Here is a 17,644-nt window from a genome sequence, read left to right as displayed (position 1 = left end):
TCTGGATTATTTTGCCCATCTTTTTGCTACAATTCTTCTGAGTCATGGTGTGCCTCCTCTGGCTATGTTTTTCTCGACAAATTACATTACCAGTTTTGAGGTCACCATGATTCAATTGTGCGAAAAATATGATACGTTATCTCACTATGACCAAAGGACCATATTCCTATATGGGCAACGGCCGATCCCTTGTTTACGGAAAATATCGGTTCATCTTCCCGTTTAAGGTAGTCTTCACCAGATTCCTTGAGCCAATGCAGGACTTTTTCATAACAGATATTCTGAGCCTCTGTCGAAAACTCCAAGAGGCTTACTCCTTATTCAGCGGACAGCACTGTGCAACGATGCGCTGTCCGTCATAGCTTATGGTAATAGAATTGTTGCCTAATGTTCCGTCCTTATGAAAATAGGGGATCAGGACAGGGCTGAGACTGTCATCTATCAGACGCTCCCATTCGCATTGAGCTGCATTATCATCACGCTGTGAAAACAGCCATTCGACAAGGCTGCCATCCCATTGCAAATTCAATCCCTGCTCCCTGCATCGCAATAACAAGTCAGATAGAAGACTATGCTCGATCCAGAGCTTGAGGCCCTCGTCTGGGTCCGGTGGGTTCATGTAGATCATGTCAATAGCACCCATGAAATCATGACCCAAAATATCGCCGATCATCTTGCGATTCTCATGGTCAGTCGCTTTCTCTTTACAGTCAAAACCACGTATATGATTCGATCCAAGGGAATGACCCACAGTTAGGATAATAACAGTGTCACTCAGGTAGATCCTTTTCCCCTGGCCATCAATAAAGAATCCGTCATAAAGAGCCTGTTTGAGCGCGTCACGGACCTGAGGCGCTGCCTCATGGATATTTTCGAAAAAGACCACGCACCACGGTATCTGCCTAATCCGATGTAATGGCAGGTTTTCACTATACCCGATATATCCCGGGGCGGCTCCCAATAGGAGGGATATATCCGCAGGATTTGAAAATCTGCTGAAATCTATTTTAACAATCCGTTCATTGCTGCCAAAAAGTGTCTCTGCAATCGTCTCAGCCACGGATTCACTATATCTGACAGCTTCTGCATAGAATAATATGACTGAATTAGGGCGCAAGGGACGCAGATCAAGTCCCCGCATGGTAATCTGAAGTCTGTTCAGGAGGGACTCAAGAAATGCCCCATTCGCTAACGAGCGCTCAGACAGGCTCTTTTTAAGAAGGCTTAGCTTTATATCAAGATCTGTCGGCATTCCTACCATGCGCTCGACAGCCGCCTCAGCATCCTCTATCTGTACAGAGTCTTTTCTAAGGGCAAGACTATGGGCTACACATTGTTCCAGCAGATCAACTGCCTTATCAGGGAAATACCTGTTCCGCATGTATTTATGGGCAAAATCTACGAGCCACCGAAGTATATTGTCTTCAATCGTAATACCTCTTAAATGCTGATACTCGTCCCTCAGGCTCAGCAGTACAACAAACGTCTGGTCTGCAGTCAACTCCTGTATCCTTATGGGCTGAAATCTGCGCTCAAGGGCAGAATCAGTCTCTATAAAACGGCGGTATTCATCATCGGTAGTTGCTCCTATGCAGGCTATCTCACCCCTTGCCAGCGCTGGCTTAAGCATACTTGCCAGATCAGCCCGCTCTGATGCGCCCCCAGCCCCAATAATTGTGTGGACCTCATCAATAAAGAGAACAATCCCATCCTGAGCGGCTTCTGCAATGATGGCCTGTACCCGCTTTTCAAGCTCACCCGCCAATGCTGCACCCGCCGTAAGAGAAGATGGTTGCAGCACCACAATAATCGTGCCGGAAAGCAGCTCAGGGACTTTATTCTGATCAATGAGCTGAGCCAGCCATTCAACTACTGCGGTTTTGCCGACGCCTGCCGGTCCGATAAGCAGAGGATTTCGCTTGGTGCGCCTGCATAGGGTTTCGATCAGGAGTTCCACCTCCTCATCGCGACCAAGCACACTGCTTAATTTACCTTCTGATGCCTCCCTGGTAAGATTGCGCCCAAATTTCTGCAGGGTAGGTATGGACAGAGAGAACTGTATCTGTTCGATTTTGGTGGAAGATTCATCCGCTACTTCTATCTCATAGCCGGCAGCAGTAAGAATAACTGCGGCGATGTCTGCTTCTGATGCCTGCTTCTTATCTCTGGCAAGGGCATGTTCGACAGATCTGCTAATTATTGCATCCACCGGCAGAAGCGCCCCAATATCTCCCTTCAGAAGCTGCTCTTTCAGGCGGCCATGGAGTTGATCTATATCTATTACCTTCACCTTGGCCTTTACCATCTCCGCGTGACGCTCCAAAAGAGTTAAAAGCCAATCGTTAATGCCAGGCTCGGCCCGATCCTTGTCATTCACCTTTTGAATAACAAGCATGATCAAGTACTGAGCGCCAGAGGTTAGATTTTGCATAGTCGGGGCCTTCTTGGTCATATCCTTATCCAAACCAGTGATTGATTCTCTTGAGGTGCATAGCTCACGAATTTGCCCGCTGCTGTAAGCTGTCCAATATTGGATTTTACCCTGTCGACTTAGGCATACACTTTTCCAATCTCACTATAGCCTGATGCGTCGCATTCCGGGCATGGCGGTCCATCCTCAGAACAATATTTTCACCATACTCATCACATGAATATATCGGGAACCAATTTGATGAAATGACCTTTTCGGCTTCCCTTTCGCAATGTGGGCATGCACTGTAATCGCTCATTCTTCCCCCCAGGATTTAATGTAATCCAGCAGTTGGCTATTATATTCATTAGTAAAAGGATAAGGCAACGAGACAATTATGAGGATTATAGCAACTTAACAGTCTATAAATACATAATAATTCATCGTGGGCAGGCAAGATCATTTCAGCTGAAATATGCTTCACTCTGATGGCATCTATAATGGAACCTGCGGGTGATTATATTCAGAGAGACAATATCTTTTGAGCTGTTTCTATTGAAAGTCACTGTAGCCAAATTGTAGCCGAATGTAGCTCCGAGGACAGAAAATAAAGGAAAATATAGAAAAATACAGAAGCCTAAAAAGACTTTAAATTCAAAGAGATATCACCAAAACGTTACCAGTAGCCGATCTGTTAATTTGCTCCTGAATCGAATGGCATTCAAGAGGTCGTCGGTTCGATCCCGATCAGCTCCACCATTCATTTTCAGTTCTGTGCACCGCAGATCAATAATCAAAACGCGGAGACCAGTAATCCTGATAATTCGCGCACTTTATCCTGACGCGGCACCGGTTGCATACTCTGAGATACTTATAGCATTCGAAATGGATACACCATATCGTAACTTCCGGGGAAGCTGTCTGATCTGCCCCTGGCAGAGAGAGCACCGCAGCTGAAGACTCGTTTTCCATCATCTTCTCTATTATGCCATGTTTCTATGCAGTCCGATCAAGACCGTGCGCAGCAGCCGCGCTCTTATCCTGCGGAGCTGCCAGGCTTCTTCATTCAGAAAGGCATAACCGGTATTGTCCACGTTGGCGCTAAGCACCTGGCAGTACATAATGACATATTGCCTGTTATATGCTATAAATTGGGTCAGGAGGAGACTCATGAACAGACACCGTTATATAAATCCGCGGCAATCAGCCAGTTTCAGTCTGATCATTGCTCTTCTGTCAGTAATACTTTTCATCTCCGGCTGTGGGGGAGGCGGGGGCGAGGGGATTACCGACACAACGTCAAGCCCGGTTGTTATATCAGTCAGTCCCGCAGCAGACTCCCGGCAGGTAGCTGTTAACAGTGCGGTAACTATTGAATTCTCCCGGCCGATGGACCCGATGAGCGTAACAGGCATTACCGTCACGGTACAAGGAGTGAAAGGTTTTGTAACAGTCAATGGGGCCTCTGCCACATTTATCCCCATGAACTCTTTTGATTACGCCAGGACGTATACGGTTACCATAACCAGAGATGTTAAAGACAGTCACGGCATCCCCCTTGAAAACAGCGTTACATGGGACTTCACAACAGCCCCCCCTCCAAACAGCCTGGCAACATACTCGCATCTCCTCATTGTCTATCCCCACACCAATGCCGAATATGTCGAACAGGGAACGGCAAAAAGATATGCCGGCAGTATTACGGAGAGCCACACCGCTTCATTGCTCCGGGCATTTCTGAATTTCTCCGATCTGGCAGCTGACGCCTCAGACGGTGTTGTCGATACGCATTATGACATTATTGTGTCAGACCGTATTATTGAAAAAGTTTCTCCTTTCGGGGACTATTTTTGGTTGAGTTACGATGATGTCCGGGATGACCTTGGGCTATATGCACCCAAAGGGAAGTATGATTCGGTCCATATCGTCTGGAACAGCGGCCCAATACCGGCATATTTTGGTCTCGGAGGTGTATTCATAAACGATGGGACAACTACCTATTCAAGTATCATTACGGGTGAGCAATGGTGGTGGTTTCGGGAAGGCAGGCCCTGGGGTGAAGTATTTCTTCATGAGTGGCTCCACGGCGCATCAAACTATTATGAAAATCTTGGGTTTACCATGCCGGTCGGAAACCTGCATGCCGCGCTGGAGCATGGATATCCTGAAACAGAGGCTGAAGGATGGATGAACTGGTACCGGGCCTATATGAGAGGACAGGTATGGGAGCCTCTGCTTTCAAGTCTCACCGGGATTCCCGGAAAGGCATGGAGCATGCCGACGCCGCGTCAGACGTGAAGGAATAATTTCAGCAGCCTGCTCAATGGAAACAATATCGAACCGTCTTATTACAGGAGGAATTGTGAAGCGTCTCATATATGCAACGGCAATCTGGTTTTCGTTTTTTATCGTTTGCTCCTCACCGGTCCTGGCTCAGACTCAGGATATCGGAGGATATACCATTATTCGGGGCGGAACAAATTCGGTCATCTGTCTCGGCAGATGGGTGCCATCACCGGATGTAGGCAGATCCGGCGTCTGCGAGGGACAAACAGCCGATACTTCGCAGCTAACGGCAATATCGACGAGACAGACCGCAGACAAGCTCGATCAGCTTCTTCTTGTCCTTGAGTTCATAGATCAAAAACTGGCAGATAACAACGCGCAGATCGAACGACTCATCGAGGCTGCGCTCAATACGCAGACATCGCTCAGTGAGACCCAGGCATCGCTCAACCAGCAGACAGCGCAGGTTGGCGAGCTTATGCAAGACACGATCTCCTCAAGGGTTGATGCATTGTCCAAAAGGGTTCTGGCCAGTGATACCTTCAGGAAGGAGCTCGAAAAACTGAAGCAGGATATCCTGGCCGATGTAAAGAAGTATTACCCTGCCCCGCAGCCGGCTAAATGATCTGAACGGCCGGCACCTGCCGGCTGTTATTACGGGGAAACATCAGCAGACCTGCGAGACACTTTTTTACGGCGGCCTTGCCGTCTCTATAAATACTGAGCCAGGCACACCCGGCCTCTTCGGCCGGGCAGATGTGCCGGAAGGAGCAGACCATGTCTGAAAGTGTTTACAAAGTGATCGAACTGGTAGGAACGAGCACGGAATCATGGGAGAAAGCTGCGGCAGTTGCAGTCAAGACCGCCTCCAAGTCGCTTAAGGATCTGCGCGTAGCAGAGGTTGAGAAGCTCGATATGCATATCGAGGACGGCAAGATCAAGGCATACAGGGCAAAGGTTAAACTCTCGTTCAAATATCACGGGAAATAAGAGATACTCAAAACGGTTCACTCTCTTCTAGACAGGGATGCCGCTCAGGCATCCCTGCTCTTCCCGCCTTACTCCCCGGGGCTTTTGTTGTGCTTCCCCTGCGGCTTGCGTATCATATCCGGATGTATCTTACTTCCTTTGCACACAGGGACAGACTCTTCAGCATTGTTGAGCGCTGGTTCTGCAACCGGCCTGAGCCGGGTGACGGCCGCAGCCTGACCGAAATCCTGATCTGCGATGTCTTCATCATCAGGGAAACGCTTGAGGCCTTAAGCAGACGTTTGATCAGCATGACCGGCACGGCTCCCTTACAGCAGGAAGAGATCCGTCGAAAGGGACAGCTGCGTGACCTGCTCTGCCGCGACAGCAGAGTGCAGTCCGCCCGTATTGCCGAGCTGCTAAGCAGATACCGGAAGAACCCTGATTATTATTACCAGGAGACGCCGATCAATGCCTCGGTCTTTCTTGACGACCGCGGCCGCATGCTCGGGTCCTATCGCGTAAAGCGCCCCAAGAGGATAGCGGAAAAGGCCAACCGCCGCATTGCCGAATGGATCTTCGGAAACGTGAAAGAAGCTGCCGGGCAGATGGCCCGGGAGAGGGCAGAGCGCTCAGGGGTTCCGCTCGAGCAGTTTATCACCCCTCCCCGAGAGATGGACAGGGAGTTCATCGAGGCAGAGGAATTGATCGCACGCAGCTTCAAAGACAGCAGCATCCGGTTCGACCGGAATGCGCTGATGATACAGGACACCGGCGCAATCAAGATTGTCGGAGACGAAGATGCATTTGACCGTTTAACTGCGGAGCTTCAGGCTGCCGGTGATATTACGGTTCTTGAGCAGGAGCGGTTCAGGGGCAAGTATCAGGCATTGAACCTGGTCCTTGAGCTGCCCTGGGACGCTGAGTCAGTATGCCGGCGATACAGGGATACGCGTGCCTGGGAGCGGGTTAAAGACCGCGGGATATCTGAAGATGAACTGAGAAAGGGAATTGAGCCATTGCTTGAAGGGGCTTCCCAACGGATCAGTATCGAGGTGATCCTTACGACCTTCAGCGACCTGGTGGAATCAGAGCTGGGCAGCAGCATCCACGAAGAGCGGATCATCAACCAGCGCGACAGCAGCCGGTACAAGGGCTACATCCCGATGAACGTGGAGTTTCTTGTGGAGTTCCTCTTTGCAGTCGGCTTCAGTCCGCGCATCGAGATAGAAGATGTACCGATCAAGATATGGGGCAGATATCTGCCGGAGACGCTCGGTTCGTATATCAGACAGCTCTACACCCTGCCGAACCACGACTTTTTCGGGTAATCGGCAACCTTTGAGGAATGAAGATGGAGGTATATCGCTGAGATCCTCACCTGAAATCCCACCATGTCCCTCACCGATCCATACCGCTTGACATATTACGCAGTACGTAATAGATTATAAGCAATGATACGGTCCTTCCGTAATGCAAGAACCGAGAAACTGTTCAATGACCTGGACGTGCCGGGGTTTCGTTCATTCGAGCGGGTTGCACGGCGTAAGCTTTTGTACCTTCACCAGGCCAGGCGGCTGGAGGACCTCAGGGTCCCGCCGGGCAACCTGCTTGAAGCCCTGAAGGGCGACCGCAAGGGACAATACAGCATCAGGATCAACGATCAATGGCGAATATGTTTTTGCTGGAAAGACGGAGATGCCTGTGACGTTGAAATAACCGACTACCATTAGAGGTGTGATATGACTGCAAAACAGAAACTTCTTGAGCCTATTCACCCGGGGGAGATCCTCCTTGAGGAATTCATGAAGCCGATGGGGATCAGCATCAACAGGCTCGCCCGCGACATCTCCGTGCCGCCTGGTCGCATAAGCGCTATTGTCAACAACAAGCGTGCCATAACTGCCGACACGGCAATCCGTCTCAGCAGATACTTTGGCACGTCAGCAGAGGTATGGATGGGGCTGCAGACTGACTTTGAGCTTCGTATTGCCCAACGGACAATCGGAGCTGAAGTGGAGAAACGCGTCCATCGTCATGCAGCCTAATTGAGCGGGACATGAGAGGAGTTGCATGCACAGGGATGAGAACATGAAGAGATCTGCAATATACATGATGACCGCAGTGACATTGATTGCCGGACTGCTGTAAAGCAGCTGGACGGGCAGGTGCTCTCACTCATTACGCATCACTGATCACGCATTACTGCCGTTATGGTGTTGAGGAGTTGGTCTATCAGGCGGTCTGCATAGAGTGAGTCTGATCGGCAAAAGCAGTGGGGTTGTAAGAGCGGGGGGAAAAAACTTCTGATTCCATTTTCCAAAATATAAGAGGCTTGTTTCTGGCATGGACACATAGGACTTTCTGAATAATAAAAGGGTAAAATTACGGCAATGTCAATAATCAAACGCACCAATAATCTCGATGTCATATTTGAGCGGGTTAAGGCCATACTCTCCGAGGCCCGCGCCAAAGCGTGGCAGGCGGTCAATGCCGCTATGGTAGTGAGCTACTGGGAGATTGGGCGTATTATTATCGAAGAAGAGCAGAAAGGAAAAAAGAGAGCCGATTACGGCAGTTATCTCCTTGATGCTCTTTCAGAACGTCTGACCACCGAATTTGGCAAAGGTTTTGACAGGACAAACATATCAAAAATGCGGGCCTTTTATCTCGCCTATCCAATTGTGGACGCAGTGCGTCTACAATTGACCTGGACCCACTACCGCCTCCTTTTACGGGTGGAAAAACCCGAGGCTCGTGCATTCTACGAGATTGAAGCGGTCAATGCCCGCTGGTCAACGCGCGAACTTGAGCGGCAGATCAACTCCCTTCTCTTTGAACGGCTCGCTCTGAGCCGCGACAAGAAAGGCGTCCTGAAACTGGCGCAGAAAGGGCACGAAATCACCTCACCTACTGACCTCGTAAAAGACCCTTATGTGCTTGAATTTACCGGCATCCCGCAGGCCGATCGCTTTTTTGAAAAAGATCTGGAACAGGCCCTTATCAACAAGCTGCAACATTTCCTGCTTGAACTGGGCAAGGGTTTTGCATTTGTGGCACGTCAGCAGCGTATAACGCTCGACGGACGGCATTTTTTTATTGACCTTGTTTTCTACAACCGCTTGACCCGCAGTTTCGTTCTGATCGACCTGAAGATCGGCGAGATTGTCCATCAGGACCTCGGGCAGATGCAGATGTATGTCAATTACTACCAACGGGAGATGATGGCGGAAGGTGAAAATCCGCCCATCGGCATCGTCCTTTGCGCTGACAAAAGCGACGCAGTTGTGCGTTACACCCTGCCGGAGGGCAATAAACGCATATTCGCCTCACGGTATAAGCTCTATCTGCCATCAGAAGACGAGCTGAAGAAAGAACTGCTGCGTGAAAAGCAGGAGATTGAAATGCAACAGAGACTGGGCAAATAAATGTATGCTTTCAATTCAGTCCACGCTCGCTGTCAGTGTAAAGCGGCTGGCCGGCAGGTGGTCTCACTCATTACGCATCACTGATCACGCGTTACTGCCGTTATGGTGTTGAGAAGCTGATCTACCAGGCGGTCTGTGCAAATTGCATCTGTTCGGCAAAAGCGGGGGGAAGAAGCTGCTAATGCCATGACATTTTCCGATGAGTTGCTGATAATAGTGCAATGGCAGATGTTCATGACAAAAAAACCAGAAGTTATAATATGTCGAGGATCAGGAGCAAGGATACCAAGCCGGAGCTCCTTGTCAGAAAATACTTATTTTCAAAAGGATTCAGGTACAAACTTCATGACAAGACTTTGCCGGGCAAACCTGATCTTGTTTTCCCAAAGCATAAAACTGTTATATTTGTGCATGGATGTTTTTGGCATGGGCATGAGGGACTTCCCGGATGAAGAAAGGCTAAAATTACTGCAATAAATGAACGCACTGCGTTCAGAATTATCTTGGTCTCCTACCGTCTTCTTTAGCGGATGAATGTGCTCTTAAAAAACAAAGGGGACGCCGTATTCAGGCATGCAGATGGGAACAGTTCGCGCTTTAGGCAACACCATTTACGGTCAGTGAGGATTGACGGGAAAGCTGGGGAGCAATAGAAATGTCAATTGTCGAGGCTGACTTTACAATAAAATAAGACAAAATAGAATCGGCCATAGGCATGCGACGAGAATATCATGAATGGCATAATATAATACCAACCGAAGAGAGGGGACATAGTGGAAAAACTTCTGGACTTAATCTACGATCACGATTTGGCCACATGGAGCGAAACTGCGGAGGCAGCCTTCAAGGAACTCTTTGGGAGCGACACAGGTCGTTACGAAAAGAGAGCCGAAAAAGCAGTCCAGATTCGCGCTCCCAAATTTAACGACGAGAACAATATCCCTTTTTCTTGCCTTATCGAGCCATCGAATCCGAAGTCGGGACCCTTCGGCGGCATGAGTATTGGTATCTTTCCTGTGGAAGGTGCTCCATGTTTGATTACACTTGGAACCGGCACAACAGGATTGCATCCTGATGAGGCAATCCTCGCTAGACAAGGCCATGCCCGAAAGACACAAGCGATTTGTGAAGCGATTAATAAACGTGAGAAACGTTTTGCGGCTTGGGCAAAATACGATCCAACGCGCACTGACTTACCTGTCCCGGGAAATGTAGCCAAAGAATTCGATTATTACGCTGCGCCTCTTAAACGCTACGGAAAAGACGTTCATGCGATTTATCGGCCGGCAGAGGATCGTGCTGCGACAGCATTCGCACTGAAAGCATTTCTTGATCTTTACTTCGAGGAGCGTGGTTACCTTCCTCTAAAAGGCTACCAAGACGAATACGAGGCAGTCCGCGCCGAATATTTCAGATGTCTTATGCCCGACATCTCGACAAACGAAGTAGCTAAGCTTCTTTCAGAACGTCAGTATGTTGTGCTTGAAGGCCCACCCGGAACTGGCAAAACTCGACTGGCCTTGGAGCTTCTACAGAATCAATACGCAGGGCAGGGACATTCAATACAATTTCACCCAAACACAACTTACGAGAATTTTGTTGGAGGATTAGCACCGTCAGCGACAACTAGTAACATGGGCTTTCGCTTCGAGCCAGTTATGGGAGAACTGATGAAAGCTGCTGTCGCTGCAAAAAATAGCAGCCCAAAACCATATCTATTGCATGTCGATGAAATTAACCGTGCTGATCTTTCCAAAGTTCTCGGGGAAGCCGTTTTTCTCCTTGAATATGCGGAGGAAAAACCACGCGCTATTACGCTTCCATATGATTTTGGTCCTCCGTTTCACAGCAAACTCGCACTGCCAGCAAACCTTTATATTCTCGGAACAATGAATAGTGCCGACCGAAGTATTGCAATCGTAGATGTTGCTATCCGCCGCCGTTTCGCCTTCGTAAAGCTCTGGCCCCAGTTCGGTGTAGTCCAGGCTTCTGGGAGCAAACTGGCTGAAGAAGCATTTAAGCGTTTACTCACGATATTTACTGAGTATGCTTCCGAAGATGCATTCGCGCTGATGCCCGGCCACTCCTACTTTTTACCCAAAGACGGGCGCGATTCCACTGCGTTGAACTCCCTGCAGGTAAACTTGCTTCCTCTTCTGGCAGAATATCTGGCGCAAGGCTACGTGACGAGCTTTGCGGATCACGTGCGCGGTTACTGTCAGTGGGTAGAATCTCTGACGGCAGTTCCCGATTGAGTCCGCGACTTCAAAAAAGAACCCGACTCAGTCGACTAACCTCGCCTATAGGTCGCATCGAGCCAACTACGACAGCAGCTATCTTGCTGAGCGACACTTCTATTGCTCGTATTCCAGCTTCAGCAATTGCGAAAACAAACCAAGTCGACTCGACGCGAGAAGCAAAACTTGCGCATCGCTTTATACAACTCAACGCACAAACTCTGGCACAATTCAGTATTGAGGCACGTGTCGATTTTGACGGGGCCACAGTTTTTATTGTTTTTCGGTCGGGCTCACAGATAGGCGCCTTTCCATTAATCTCACCCATCTCTGGAAAAGCTGAGATAACGCTCATTGTTCGTCCTCGATTTGGCTGGTCTGGCTTGGGCCGTTCGCTTGGATTGAGTGGCTTTAAAGTTATCCCGGAAGTTCTACAGCTCCAACTCTTACCCAAGACTGAGCGCGAAATACCGCCCTGGATTCTCTCTGCAACGATTCTCCCGCGCTTGAAAGCAATGCTCGCAAGTCTTTCGCGGCGTTTCGAAATCGTTGAAGATGTACGCATTGCCCCACGTGGTTCCGTTGATTGGGGGCGTTACGTTACAGAAAAGCTACCTGCCATGAAGTTTATGGAAGTCCCGTGTCGATATCCTGATCTTCGAAGTAATCGCGAGTTATTTGCGGCCATTCACTATGTCCTAAGAAAGCAGCTCGCATCTCTTGAAACGCAACGTCATGCAGGCATGATCGTAATAGAACTCATGCAAATTTGCATGACACTTTTACGCATAGTCGCTGATGTTAAGCCGCTGCCCCCGACTCGAAAACAATTGGACTGTTGGTTTCGGGCCCCGCTTGCCTCGAAAGTGTTCTTTGATGGATTGCATGCTATCACATGGAGCACTGAGGAAACCGGGCTAGGAGGAATGACAGATTGGTCTGGCCTTCCATGGGTTATGTCTATGGAGCAGTTCTACGAAGCATGGGTTGAAACAGTATTTCAACAATTCACAAAGCGCTACGGCGGCGTGCTTCGCGTTGGTCGACGACGTGAAACCATTACCCCTATTGCCTGGGAGCGTCCATTTCTTGGTTCACAAAAATATCTTCTGCCTGATCTGGTCATCGAGCAGGAAGACAGAACTATTTTCGTGGACGCAAAATACAAAGATCACTTGGAGAATTTACAGCAAAAACGTTGGACGGATTTGGAAGATGAACTTCGTGAACGTCATCGTGATGATTTACTTCAAGTCCTGGCTTATTCAACATTATCAGACAGTCAGGCTACGACAGCCTGCCTTGCCTATCCGTGCACACTCGACACTTGGATATCACTAAAGGAGCGCGGCATGTTAAGTCATAAGGCTGCGATATATGCAGGTAGACGAAAAATTGAGTTGGCAATGGTGGCTCTGCCTATGGGCGAGAATCTTGATGAGATGGTGGCTCAGCTTGGCACCGCTTTAGTGTAGCTACTTGATATTTATGTTTTATTCGGAATCTTATGGTGGGCACTAGAAATAGCAGTGGGCATGAAATCTTACAATATTCCCTCTGCGAAGGATGGATTAATAATCTTTACGACGACAATGACTGCCCTTATGTCTTTGCGTCTTTAGAAGAGGCAATTGCAGAGTTACAAGAAGAGTTCGATGATTGGCAGGCTGAAATTGCGACTGGTGAACGTGACGAGGAAGACAGCTATGACATCTCCACTTTTCAAATTGCTTGCAATATTACTGGCGTTGCTTATGAGCTTGATTTAGTCGCCGGAAAAGTTGTGGTTATTCACGGCTCAACAAATAACTGACAAGATTTCTTGATTCATTATTATTAGCGATATTGAAGAGATCAAAGAAGCCGAACAAGAGATTGATGACGTGCTTGATTATTATTTGCAGGGAGCTTATTGGTCTGTACACAGCAGAGATACCCGTGATGCCGGAATTGTTATTGAGTTGGCGAGAGAATATATCGAAGAGCTGGAAAACTAAAGCACAAAAGTGAAGTAGATCGGGTCCGGAAAATCAGAGGGCTGGCAGGGGAGCATGGAAGTCAACATAAAGGGATACCCAAGTCTGTTTGCACAGGCCCTGTGATATAATAAATCGACTATGAAGTATATGGAGGTGATTTAATTGAGTAGCAAAACCTTGACCATGCCTGAAGATGCCCTCGTTAATATGCTGAAGACCCTGCCTGGAGATGTTTTAATAGATGTCTTCTGGAAAACAGTTGTAGGGAGTGATATTTCTCCTCTTGCCAAAGAAGAAAAAGAACTTATCAGCAAAGCCAAAAGCGAACACAAAAAAGGCGAAACCGTTAAATGGCAAGATTTGAGATAGAATTTTCGCAGAGCGCCGCAAAAAAGACTACAAGAAGCTGCCAAAAGAATATAAGGGCTTAATTGATTTGGTCCTGTCAAAGCTTACCAACGGATTTCCTGCAGACATCAAGCCAATCGCTGGAGAAGAAAATACATACAGAATCAGGGTTGGGAAATACAGAATACTTGCTGCCATGATTGGGAACACCGTATTGATCACAAAGATCGGCCCGCGAGGAGATGTTTACAAGTAAGCGGGAAAAGAATAAAGGCACTGTCTTCAATTTCAGAAATTCTTCTACGGCGAGATCAATCTGTTTCAAGTGCAGCTGATTTGATTTCAGCAAAAAAGCTGGGGTGACCTTCCAGCTCGATATCAGAGCATTACGAGAGTCAGCTATTAACCCGGCAATCAAATAGTTTAATCTTGTCATTCCGGCTCGTCCGGAATCTTTCTTTGTTTTTGCCGTGTTACGCCGTCCGATCCCCGACAAGCGAGGATGACGGCTTGCGATAATATATTGCCGGGTTAATAATTGGTGCAAAAAGTGGAGCCGGTTTGGATTATTGGTGAGTTGGGCATCGAACTTACCCAAAGAAGCAATGGTATTCGTCTTTTTTTACTGCAGCCAGAAAATCCTCAATCGCTTTCATCTCAGGCAGGGGTGAGTAGCTGTGCCACTTCAGATCAGCGCGTATCCAGAACACCTTCCACTTACCCTTGGTCCGTACAAATGTCGCTTTGGCAAATGGGCTCTCATGCCTGATTTTCGGATTGTTCCACTGTGGCCGTATCTCGAAGAGTTCAATACTCTGGCCCGAGATCGTATACCCGTAATCGAGGTCCGGGCGAATATGCGGAGCAGGCCGTAACTTCTCCATAGAGGCGCTTACCGCCTTCTCTATCCTTTTCTTTTCTATGTCGTTCAGTGCCATATTCTTTTCAACGTTCCACTTTTATAAAATTGCCTGTCTGTTTTGACTCAGGCTATTTTTACTTCGAGCCGTTTTCCAAGGGCATGGGCTACTTTTTCCAGGGTTGAGAGCTTTATATCTTCTGCATGGTTTTCGATCCTTGAGATAGCGGTCTTCTTGGTCTTCAGTCTGTGGGCAAGTTCTTCTTGTGTAAGTCCTGCCGTCTCACGGGCATGTTTGAGCACCACGCCGATCTTGAACTGTTCGTAACCCTCGTCATATCCTTCGGCGAAAGCTTTATCCCTCTTCTTTCTTTCGGTAACATATTTCTTTAGATCACTCATCTCTTTGTCCTCCTTTGCAAATAGTCTCTTCTATAAGCCTCGGCCCGCTCAATCTCACGCTGAGGGGTCTTTTGCGTCTTCTTGGTCAATCCGTGGGTTAGCACGACAACGGAATTGCCGTCAAAGAAGCAGAATATCCGGTATGCATTCGAGCCAAGCTGAATTCTGCACTCCCATATCTCTTCAGTATTCACGAGTTTCTTGAGGTATATCGAGGGCACGACATCAAGGTCCTCGATCAGGCCAAGCACCCATGCTACTTTTTGCGCTGCCTTGCCGGGCAGTGAATCGAGAAATCTTTGCACCGGGCATTTCCCGTCAACGGTTCTATAAAATCTTATGGTCTTACCCACAGGAATATGTTAACCTGCATGTTAACACTTGTCAAGGTTTATTCGCTGGAGGCTTGTGTGCTGGAGTTTCAAGTCAAAGTAGAAATGTCGATGATCATGCAGCATTATTTCTCAGTCTTTTGTTTGCAAAACAAGCAACAACTAAATCAGACTTGTCTATTGCTGTTTGGCAGGTTTCGCGGGGCTTGCTGAAGCCGCAGTGAGCGAATGTCAGCAGAGATACCCGTGATGCCGGAATTGTCATAGAGTTGGTGATAGAATATATCGAAGAGTTGGGAAATTAACCTGAGACGCGACGGTCAAGAAAACCGGCAAATGGATGCGCAGGACGTGGTAAAGGACGCAGTCAGTTTTATATAAGCCCTGCAAGGAATTTTCCTGCAGAAATTATCCTTACACCCTTCTCAAGCCGGTCTGTCTTCTCCTTCTTCACCACCTGGAACAGATGCGTGATAGCCAGCCTGTCCCTGAAATAGAGCAGGTTTGGGGAGGGGGCAGTATCATTGAGCTTTACCTCAACGGCAAACCAGGGTCTGTTTTTTATGGTCACGAGAAAGTCGACCTCCCGCTTATCAACATCCCGCAGATAGTAAAGCTCAGCCTTGTGGCCTTCATTATCTGTGATGAAATGCACGAATTTCAGGAGATGGGACGCAATGAGGTTCTCGAAACGGGCAGCCTCATCCTCGACTTCTGACCAGTCCCACAGGTAAAGCTTAGGCTCTTTTTTAAGAGATCGTATCTTCTTTGCCGAGAACGGATAGATGCGGAAGTGGTAGTAGAAGGCCTCAAGTATATCCATCCAGTGCGTCACCGCGCGGTGGCTGACCTCGAGATCTTCCCGTATGGTATTGAGCGACAGAAGGGCGCCGACCTTTGAGGACAGGATGTCGCTAAGGAGCTTCATGTTCCCGATATCCCTGATTGACTGTACGTCCAGTATATCTTCCCGGAACATCCGCTCGATCTTTTCATTATGCCAGCGCCTGAGCTGCCGTTTGCTCTGCTTTGTTACAGGCTCGGGAAACCCTCCAAAGTTGTCCAGTGTATTGAGGGCATCCTGATAAAAATCCTTTCCCATCGGCAATTCACCGGCCACAAAGGACCTGTATGGAATCCCTTCCATCTCGGCCAGGCTAAAGGGATGAAGCCTGTAGTAATGATACCTCCCCTGCAGAGAATCTCCGCCTCTTCTGTAGAGATCAAGCCTCGCACTGCCGGTAACAAGGAACTTAAACCTGTCCTTAAGTTTGTCGTATTCCCCCTTGATGAGCCCCTTCCACTGCCGGTATTTGTGAATCTCATCGAAAATAAGGAGTTCGGCGTCACCTGGCCACGAGGCTGTCATGATAGTCTTTCTGTCGGTTCTGTTATCCCAATTAAAATATGCGGGGTTATTGAATGAGGCTCCAATGAAGTTTTGACAGAGGGTCGTCTTTCCTACCTGACGCGGACCGCCAACAAATACCATCTTATCCTTAAGGTCATCAACGATATATGAGGTTAAATACCGTTTTTTCAGCATGAAACTATTATACAATTTATTTGCCTGAAAGCAAATAAATCAGCTTATATATTCACCTTCAGGGAATAGCAGCACTGGCGCTCAGCATAGCCTGCTTTCAATAAATCTCTGCAGCACTGAGCATGGTCAGCCTTGCCTATTGCTATTTGGCAGTTTCGACGGGCTTGCTGAAGCTGCTGCGAGCGAATGTCAGCAGAGATACCGTGATGCCGGAATTGTTATGGAGTTGGTGAGAGAATATATCGAAGAGATGGAAAACTGATCTGAGAGATGCTTTCAAAAAATCTGAGCCGCCGTGTTCCGTAGTTACAATTTCAGAAATTCTTCAACGGGAAGGTCCGCCTGTTTCAGTATGGCCCTCAAGGTGCCTTCAGGAATATCTCCGGGATGGTTTGGAATGGTGGTTCTTTTGCGGGTAGTTGGGTGCCACCAGATCTCGTGGCTGCCTTTTGCATTACGGTCAAAAACAAATCCTGTATTTCTGAGTTTACGCACAACCTCCTTATACCTGAATCCGGCAAGCGGACCCATCAGGCAATGCCGACAGCAATATCGATATCAATCTCTCTTGATGGTCTTCTGATGCTGGCAGGAAGAGGGTCGCCGTGCTCTTCGTAGGATTCGAAGAGTTTCCTCGCAACATCGTGCGCTATTTCCACGGTCTCTGACATTGTTCTGCCTTGTGCCACAAGACCGGGCAAGTCAGGGCTCGTTGCAACAAAACCGCCTTCTTCAAGGGCCTCAAGATGCAGCTTCAGAAATATTTCAGCCATGGCATCCTCCTTTTCTAAAATTATAACACACCATACATTGCGCTGAAACGCGATCCTCCTTATAGATACTCTTAT

Annotated in this window: 20 protein-coding genes; 12 read left to right on the top strand and 8 right to left on the bottom strand. The window is 48.2% G+C overall.

Translation table 11 applies throughout. From position 1 onward, the window contains the following. Window positions 1-310 precede the first annotated feature (310 nt). On the bottom strand, window positions 311-2,431 hold the full coding sequence (locus HZB31_01150) for an ATP-dependent Clp protease ATP-binding subunit (GenBank protein MBI5846560.1): 2,121 nt from the start codon (window positions 2,429-2,431) through the stop codon (window positions 311-313). A gap of 1,149 nt (window positions 2,432-3,580) precedes the next feature. Here HZB31_01150 and HZB31_01145 point away from each other — a divergent pair. The 12 genes from HZB31_01145 to HZB31_01090 all read left to right on the top strand — a co-directional run bounded on the left by HZB31_01145 (window position 3,581) and on the right by HZB31_01090 (window position 13,678). After that, a complete protein-coding gene (locus tag HZB31_01145; protein MBI5846559.1) occupies window positions 3,581-4,708 on the top strand; it encodes an Ig-like domain-containing protein in 1,128 nt (375 codons plus the stop codon). A gap of 64 nt (window positions 4,709-4,772) precedes the next feature. Beyond that, complete coding sequence (locus tag HZB31_01140; protein MBI5846558.1) at window positions 4,773-5,321, top strand: hypothetical protein; 549 nt, start codon at window positions 4,773-4,775, stop codon at window positions 5,319-5,321. A 152-nt stretch (window positions 5,322-5,473) separates the two neighbouring features. Further along, the gene (locus HZB31_01135; GenBank protein MBI5846557.1) at window positions 5,474-5,686 is read left to right on the top strand and encodes a dodecin domain-containing protein; all 213 of its coding nucleotides are present in this window, start codon (window positions 5,474-5,476) and stop codon (window positions 5,684-5,686) included. A gap of 89 nt (window positions 5,687-5,775) precedes the next feature. Further along, complete coding sequence (locus HZB31_01130; protein ID MBI5846556.1) at window positions 5,776-6,996, top strand: hypothetical protein; 1,221 nt, start codon at window positions 5,776-5,778, stop codon at window positions 6,994-6,996. A 123-nt stretch (window positions 6,997-7,119) separates the two neighbouring features. Continuing rightward, complete coding sequence (locus HZB31_01125) at window positions 7,120-7,398, top strand: type II toxin-antitoxin system RelE/ParE family toxin (protein ID MBI5846555.1); 279 nt, start codon at window positions 7,120-7,122, stop codon at window positions 7,396-7,398. A gap of 9 nt (window positions 7,399-7,407) precedes the next feature. After that, a complete protein-coding gene (locus tag HZB31_01120) occupies window positions 7,408-7,713 on the top strand; it encodes a HigA family addiction module antidote protein (protein ID MBI5846554.1) in 306 nt (101 codons plus the stop codon). Between the two features lie 345 nt (window positions 7,714-8,058). After that, a complete protein-coding gene (locus HZB31_01115) occupies window positions 8,059-9,093 on the top strand; it encodes a DUF1016 domain-containing protein (protein ID MBI5846553.1) in 1,035 nt (344 codons plus the stop codon). A 221-nt stretch (window positions 9,094-9,314) separates the two neighbouring features. Then, window positions 9,315-9,545 (top strand): DNA mismatch endonuclease Vsr, encoded by a 231-nt coding sequence (gene vsr, locus HZB31_01110; GenBank protein MBI5846552.1) that lies wholly within the window; start codon window positions 9,315-9,317, stop codon window positions 9,543-9,545. A 321-nt stretch (window positions 9,546-9,866) separates the two neighbouring features. Further along, window positions 9,867-11,348 carry an AAA family ATPase gene (locus HZB31_01105; GenBank protein MBI5846551.1) on the top strand — a complete coding sequence of 494 codons (1,482 nt, stop codon included), beginning with the start codon at window positions 9,867-9,869 and terminating at the stop codon, window positions 11,346-11,348. An 83-nt stretch (window positions 11,349-11,431) separates the two neighbouring features. Beyond that, window positions 11,432-12,805 carry a hypothetical protein gene (locus HZB31_01100; GenBank protein ID MBI5846550.1) on the top strand — a complete coding sequence of 458 codons (1,374 nt, stop codon included), beginning with the start codon at window positions 11,432-11,434 and terminating at the stop codon, window positions 12,803-12,805. Between the two features lie 32 nt (window positions 12,806-12,837). Beyond that, a complete protein-coding gene (locus tag HZB31_01095; GenBank protein ID MBI5846549.1) occupies window positions 12,838-13,143 on the top strand; it encodes a hypothetical protein in 306 nt (101 codons plus the stop codon). Between the two features lie 328 nt (window positions 13,144-13,471). Then, complete coding sequence (locus HZB31_01090; protein ID MBI5846548.1) at window positions 13,472-13,678, top strand: hypothetical protein; 207 nt, start codon at window positions 13,472-13,474, stop codon at window positions 13,676-13,678. A 76-nt stretch (window positions 13,679-13,754) separates the two neighbouring features. Here HZB31_01090 and HZB31_01085 read toward each other — a convergent pair whose 3' ends face one another. The 7 genes from HZB31_01085 to HZB31_01055 all read right to left on the bottom strand — a co-directional run bounded on the left by HZB31_01085 (window position 13,755) and on the right by HZB31_01055 (window position 17,569). Then, window positions 13,755-14,255 carry a hypothetical protein gene (locus HZB31_01085; protein ID MBI5846547.1) on the bottom strand — a complete coding sequence of 167 codons (501 nt, stop codon included), beginning with the start codon at window positions 14,253-14,255 and terminating at the stop codon, window positions 13,755-13,757. Next, window positions 14,248-14,595 (bottom strand): DUF3024 domain-containing protein, encoded by a 348-nt coding sequence (locus tag HZB31_01080; GenBank protein MBI5846546.1) that lies wholly within the window; start codon window positions 14,593-14,595, stop codon window positions 14,248-14,250. Before HZB31_01080 ends, HZB31_01085 begins: the two co-directional genes overlap by 8 nt. A 47-nt stretch (window positions 14,596-14,642) precedes the next feature. Beyond that, window positions 14,643-14,918 carry a helix-turn-helix transcriptional regulator gene (locus HZB31_01075; protein ID MBI5846545.1) on the bottom strand — a complete coding sequence of 92 codons (276 nt, stop codon included), beginning with the start codon at window positions 14,916-14,918 and terminating at the stop codon, window positions 14,643-14,645. Further along, window positions 14,915-15,271: a type II toxin-antitoxin system RelE/ParE family toxin gene (locus HZB31_01070; protein ID MBI5846544.1), complete on the bottom strand. Its 357-nt coding sequence runs from the start codon at window positions 15,269-15,271 to the stop codon at window positions 14,915-14,917. The genes HZB31_01075 and HZB31_01070 overlap by 4 nt, the downstream gene beginning before the upstream one ends. A 352-nt stretch (window positions 15,272-15,623) precedes the next feature. Then, window positions 15,624-16,796 carry an ATP-binding protein gene (locus HZB31_01065; GenBank protein MBI5846543.1) on the bottom strand — a complete coding sequence of 391 codons (1,173 nt, stop codon included), beginning with the start codon at window positions 16,794-16,796 and terminating at the stop codon, window positions 15,624-15,626. 306 nt (window positions 16,797-17,102) lie between these two features. Further along, on the bottom strand, window positions 17,103-17,327 hold the full coding sequence (locus HZB31_01060; GenBank protein MBI5846542.1) for a type II toxin-antitoxin system HicA family toxin: 225 nt from the start codon (window positions 17,325-17,327) through the stop codon (window positions 17,103-17,105). Beyond that, a complete protein-coding gene (locus tag HZB31_01055) occupies window positions 17,327-17,569 on the bottom strand; it encodes a type II toxin-antitoxin system HicB family antitoxin (GenBank protein MBI5846541.1) in 243 nt (80 codons plus the stop codon). The genes HZB31_01060 and HZB31_01055 overlap by 1 nt, the downstream gene beginning before the upstream one ends. Window positions 17,570-17,644 lie beyond the last annotated feature (75 nt).

The organism is Nitrospirota bacterium (assembly GCA_016235245.1).
Taxonomy (GTDB): domain Bacteria; phylum Nitrospirota; class Thermodesulfovibrionia; order Thermodesulfovibrionales; family UBA6898; genus UBA6898.
The sequence above is the reverse complement of the archived record's forward strand: the minus strand, read 5'-3'. Positions and strand labels throughout refer to the sequence as shown.

Coding starts and splice junctions, on each gene's coding strand:
- HZB31_01120 (MBI5846554.1), top strand. CDS start 7,408: ATGACTGCAAAACAGAAACTTCTTGAGCCTATTCACCCGGGGGAGATC.
- HZB31_01135 (MBI5846557.1), top strand. CDS start 5,474: ATGTCTGAAAGTGTTTACAAAGTGATCGAACTGGTAGGAACGAGCACG.
- HZB31_01095 (MBI5846549.1), top strand. CDS start 12,838: ATGGTGGGCACTAGAAATAGCAGTGGGCATGAAATCTTACAATATTCC.
- HZB31_01060 (MBI5846542.1), bottom strand. CDS start 17,327: ATGGGTCCGCTTGCCGGATTCAGGTATAAGGAGGTTGTGCGTAAACTC.
- vsr (MBI5846552.1), top strand. CDS start 9,315: ATGGCAGATGTTCATGACAAAAAAACCAGAAGTTATAATATGTCGAGG.
- HZB31_01055 (MBI5846541.1), bottom strand. CDS start 17,569: ATGGCTGAAATATTTCTGAAGCTGCATCTTGAGGCCCTTGAAGAAGGC.
- HZB31_01145 (MBI5846559.1), top strand. CDS start 3,581: ATGAACAGACACCGTTATATAAATCCGCGGCAATCAGCCAGTTTCAGT.
- HZB31_01115 (MBI5846553.1), top strand. CDS start 8,059: ATGTCAATAATCAAACGCACCAATAATCTCGATGTCATATTTGAGCGG.
- HZB31_01125 (MBI5846555.1), top strand. CDS start 7,120: ATGATACGGTCCTTCCGTAATGCAAGAACCGAGAAACTGTTCAATGAC.
- HZB31_01065 (MBI5846543.1), bottom strand. CDS start 16,796: ATGCTGAAAAAACGGTATTTAACCTCATATATCGTTGATGACCTTAAG.
- HZB31_01150 (MBI5846560.1), bottom strand. CDS start 2,431: ATGCAAAATCTAACCTCTGGCGCTCAGTACTTGATCATGCTTGTTATT.
- HZB31_01075 (MBI5846545.1), bottom strand. CDS start 14,918: ATGAGTGATCTAAAGAAATATGTTACCGAAAGAAAGAAGAGGGATAAA.
- HZB31_01080 (MBI5846546.1), bottom strand. CDS start 14,595: ATGGCACTGAACGACATAGAAAAGAAAAGGATAGAGAAGGCGGTAAGC.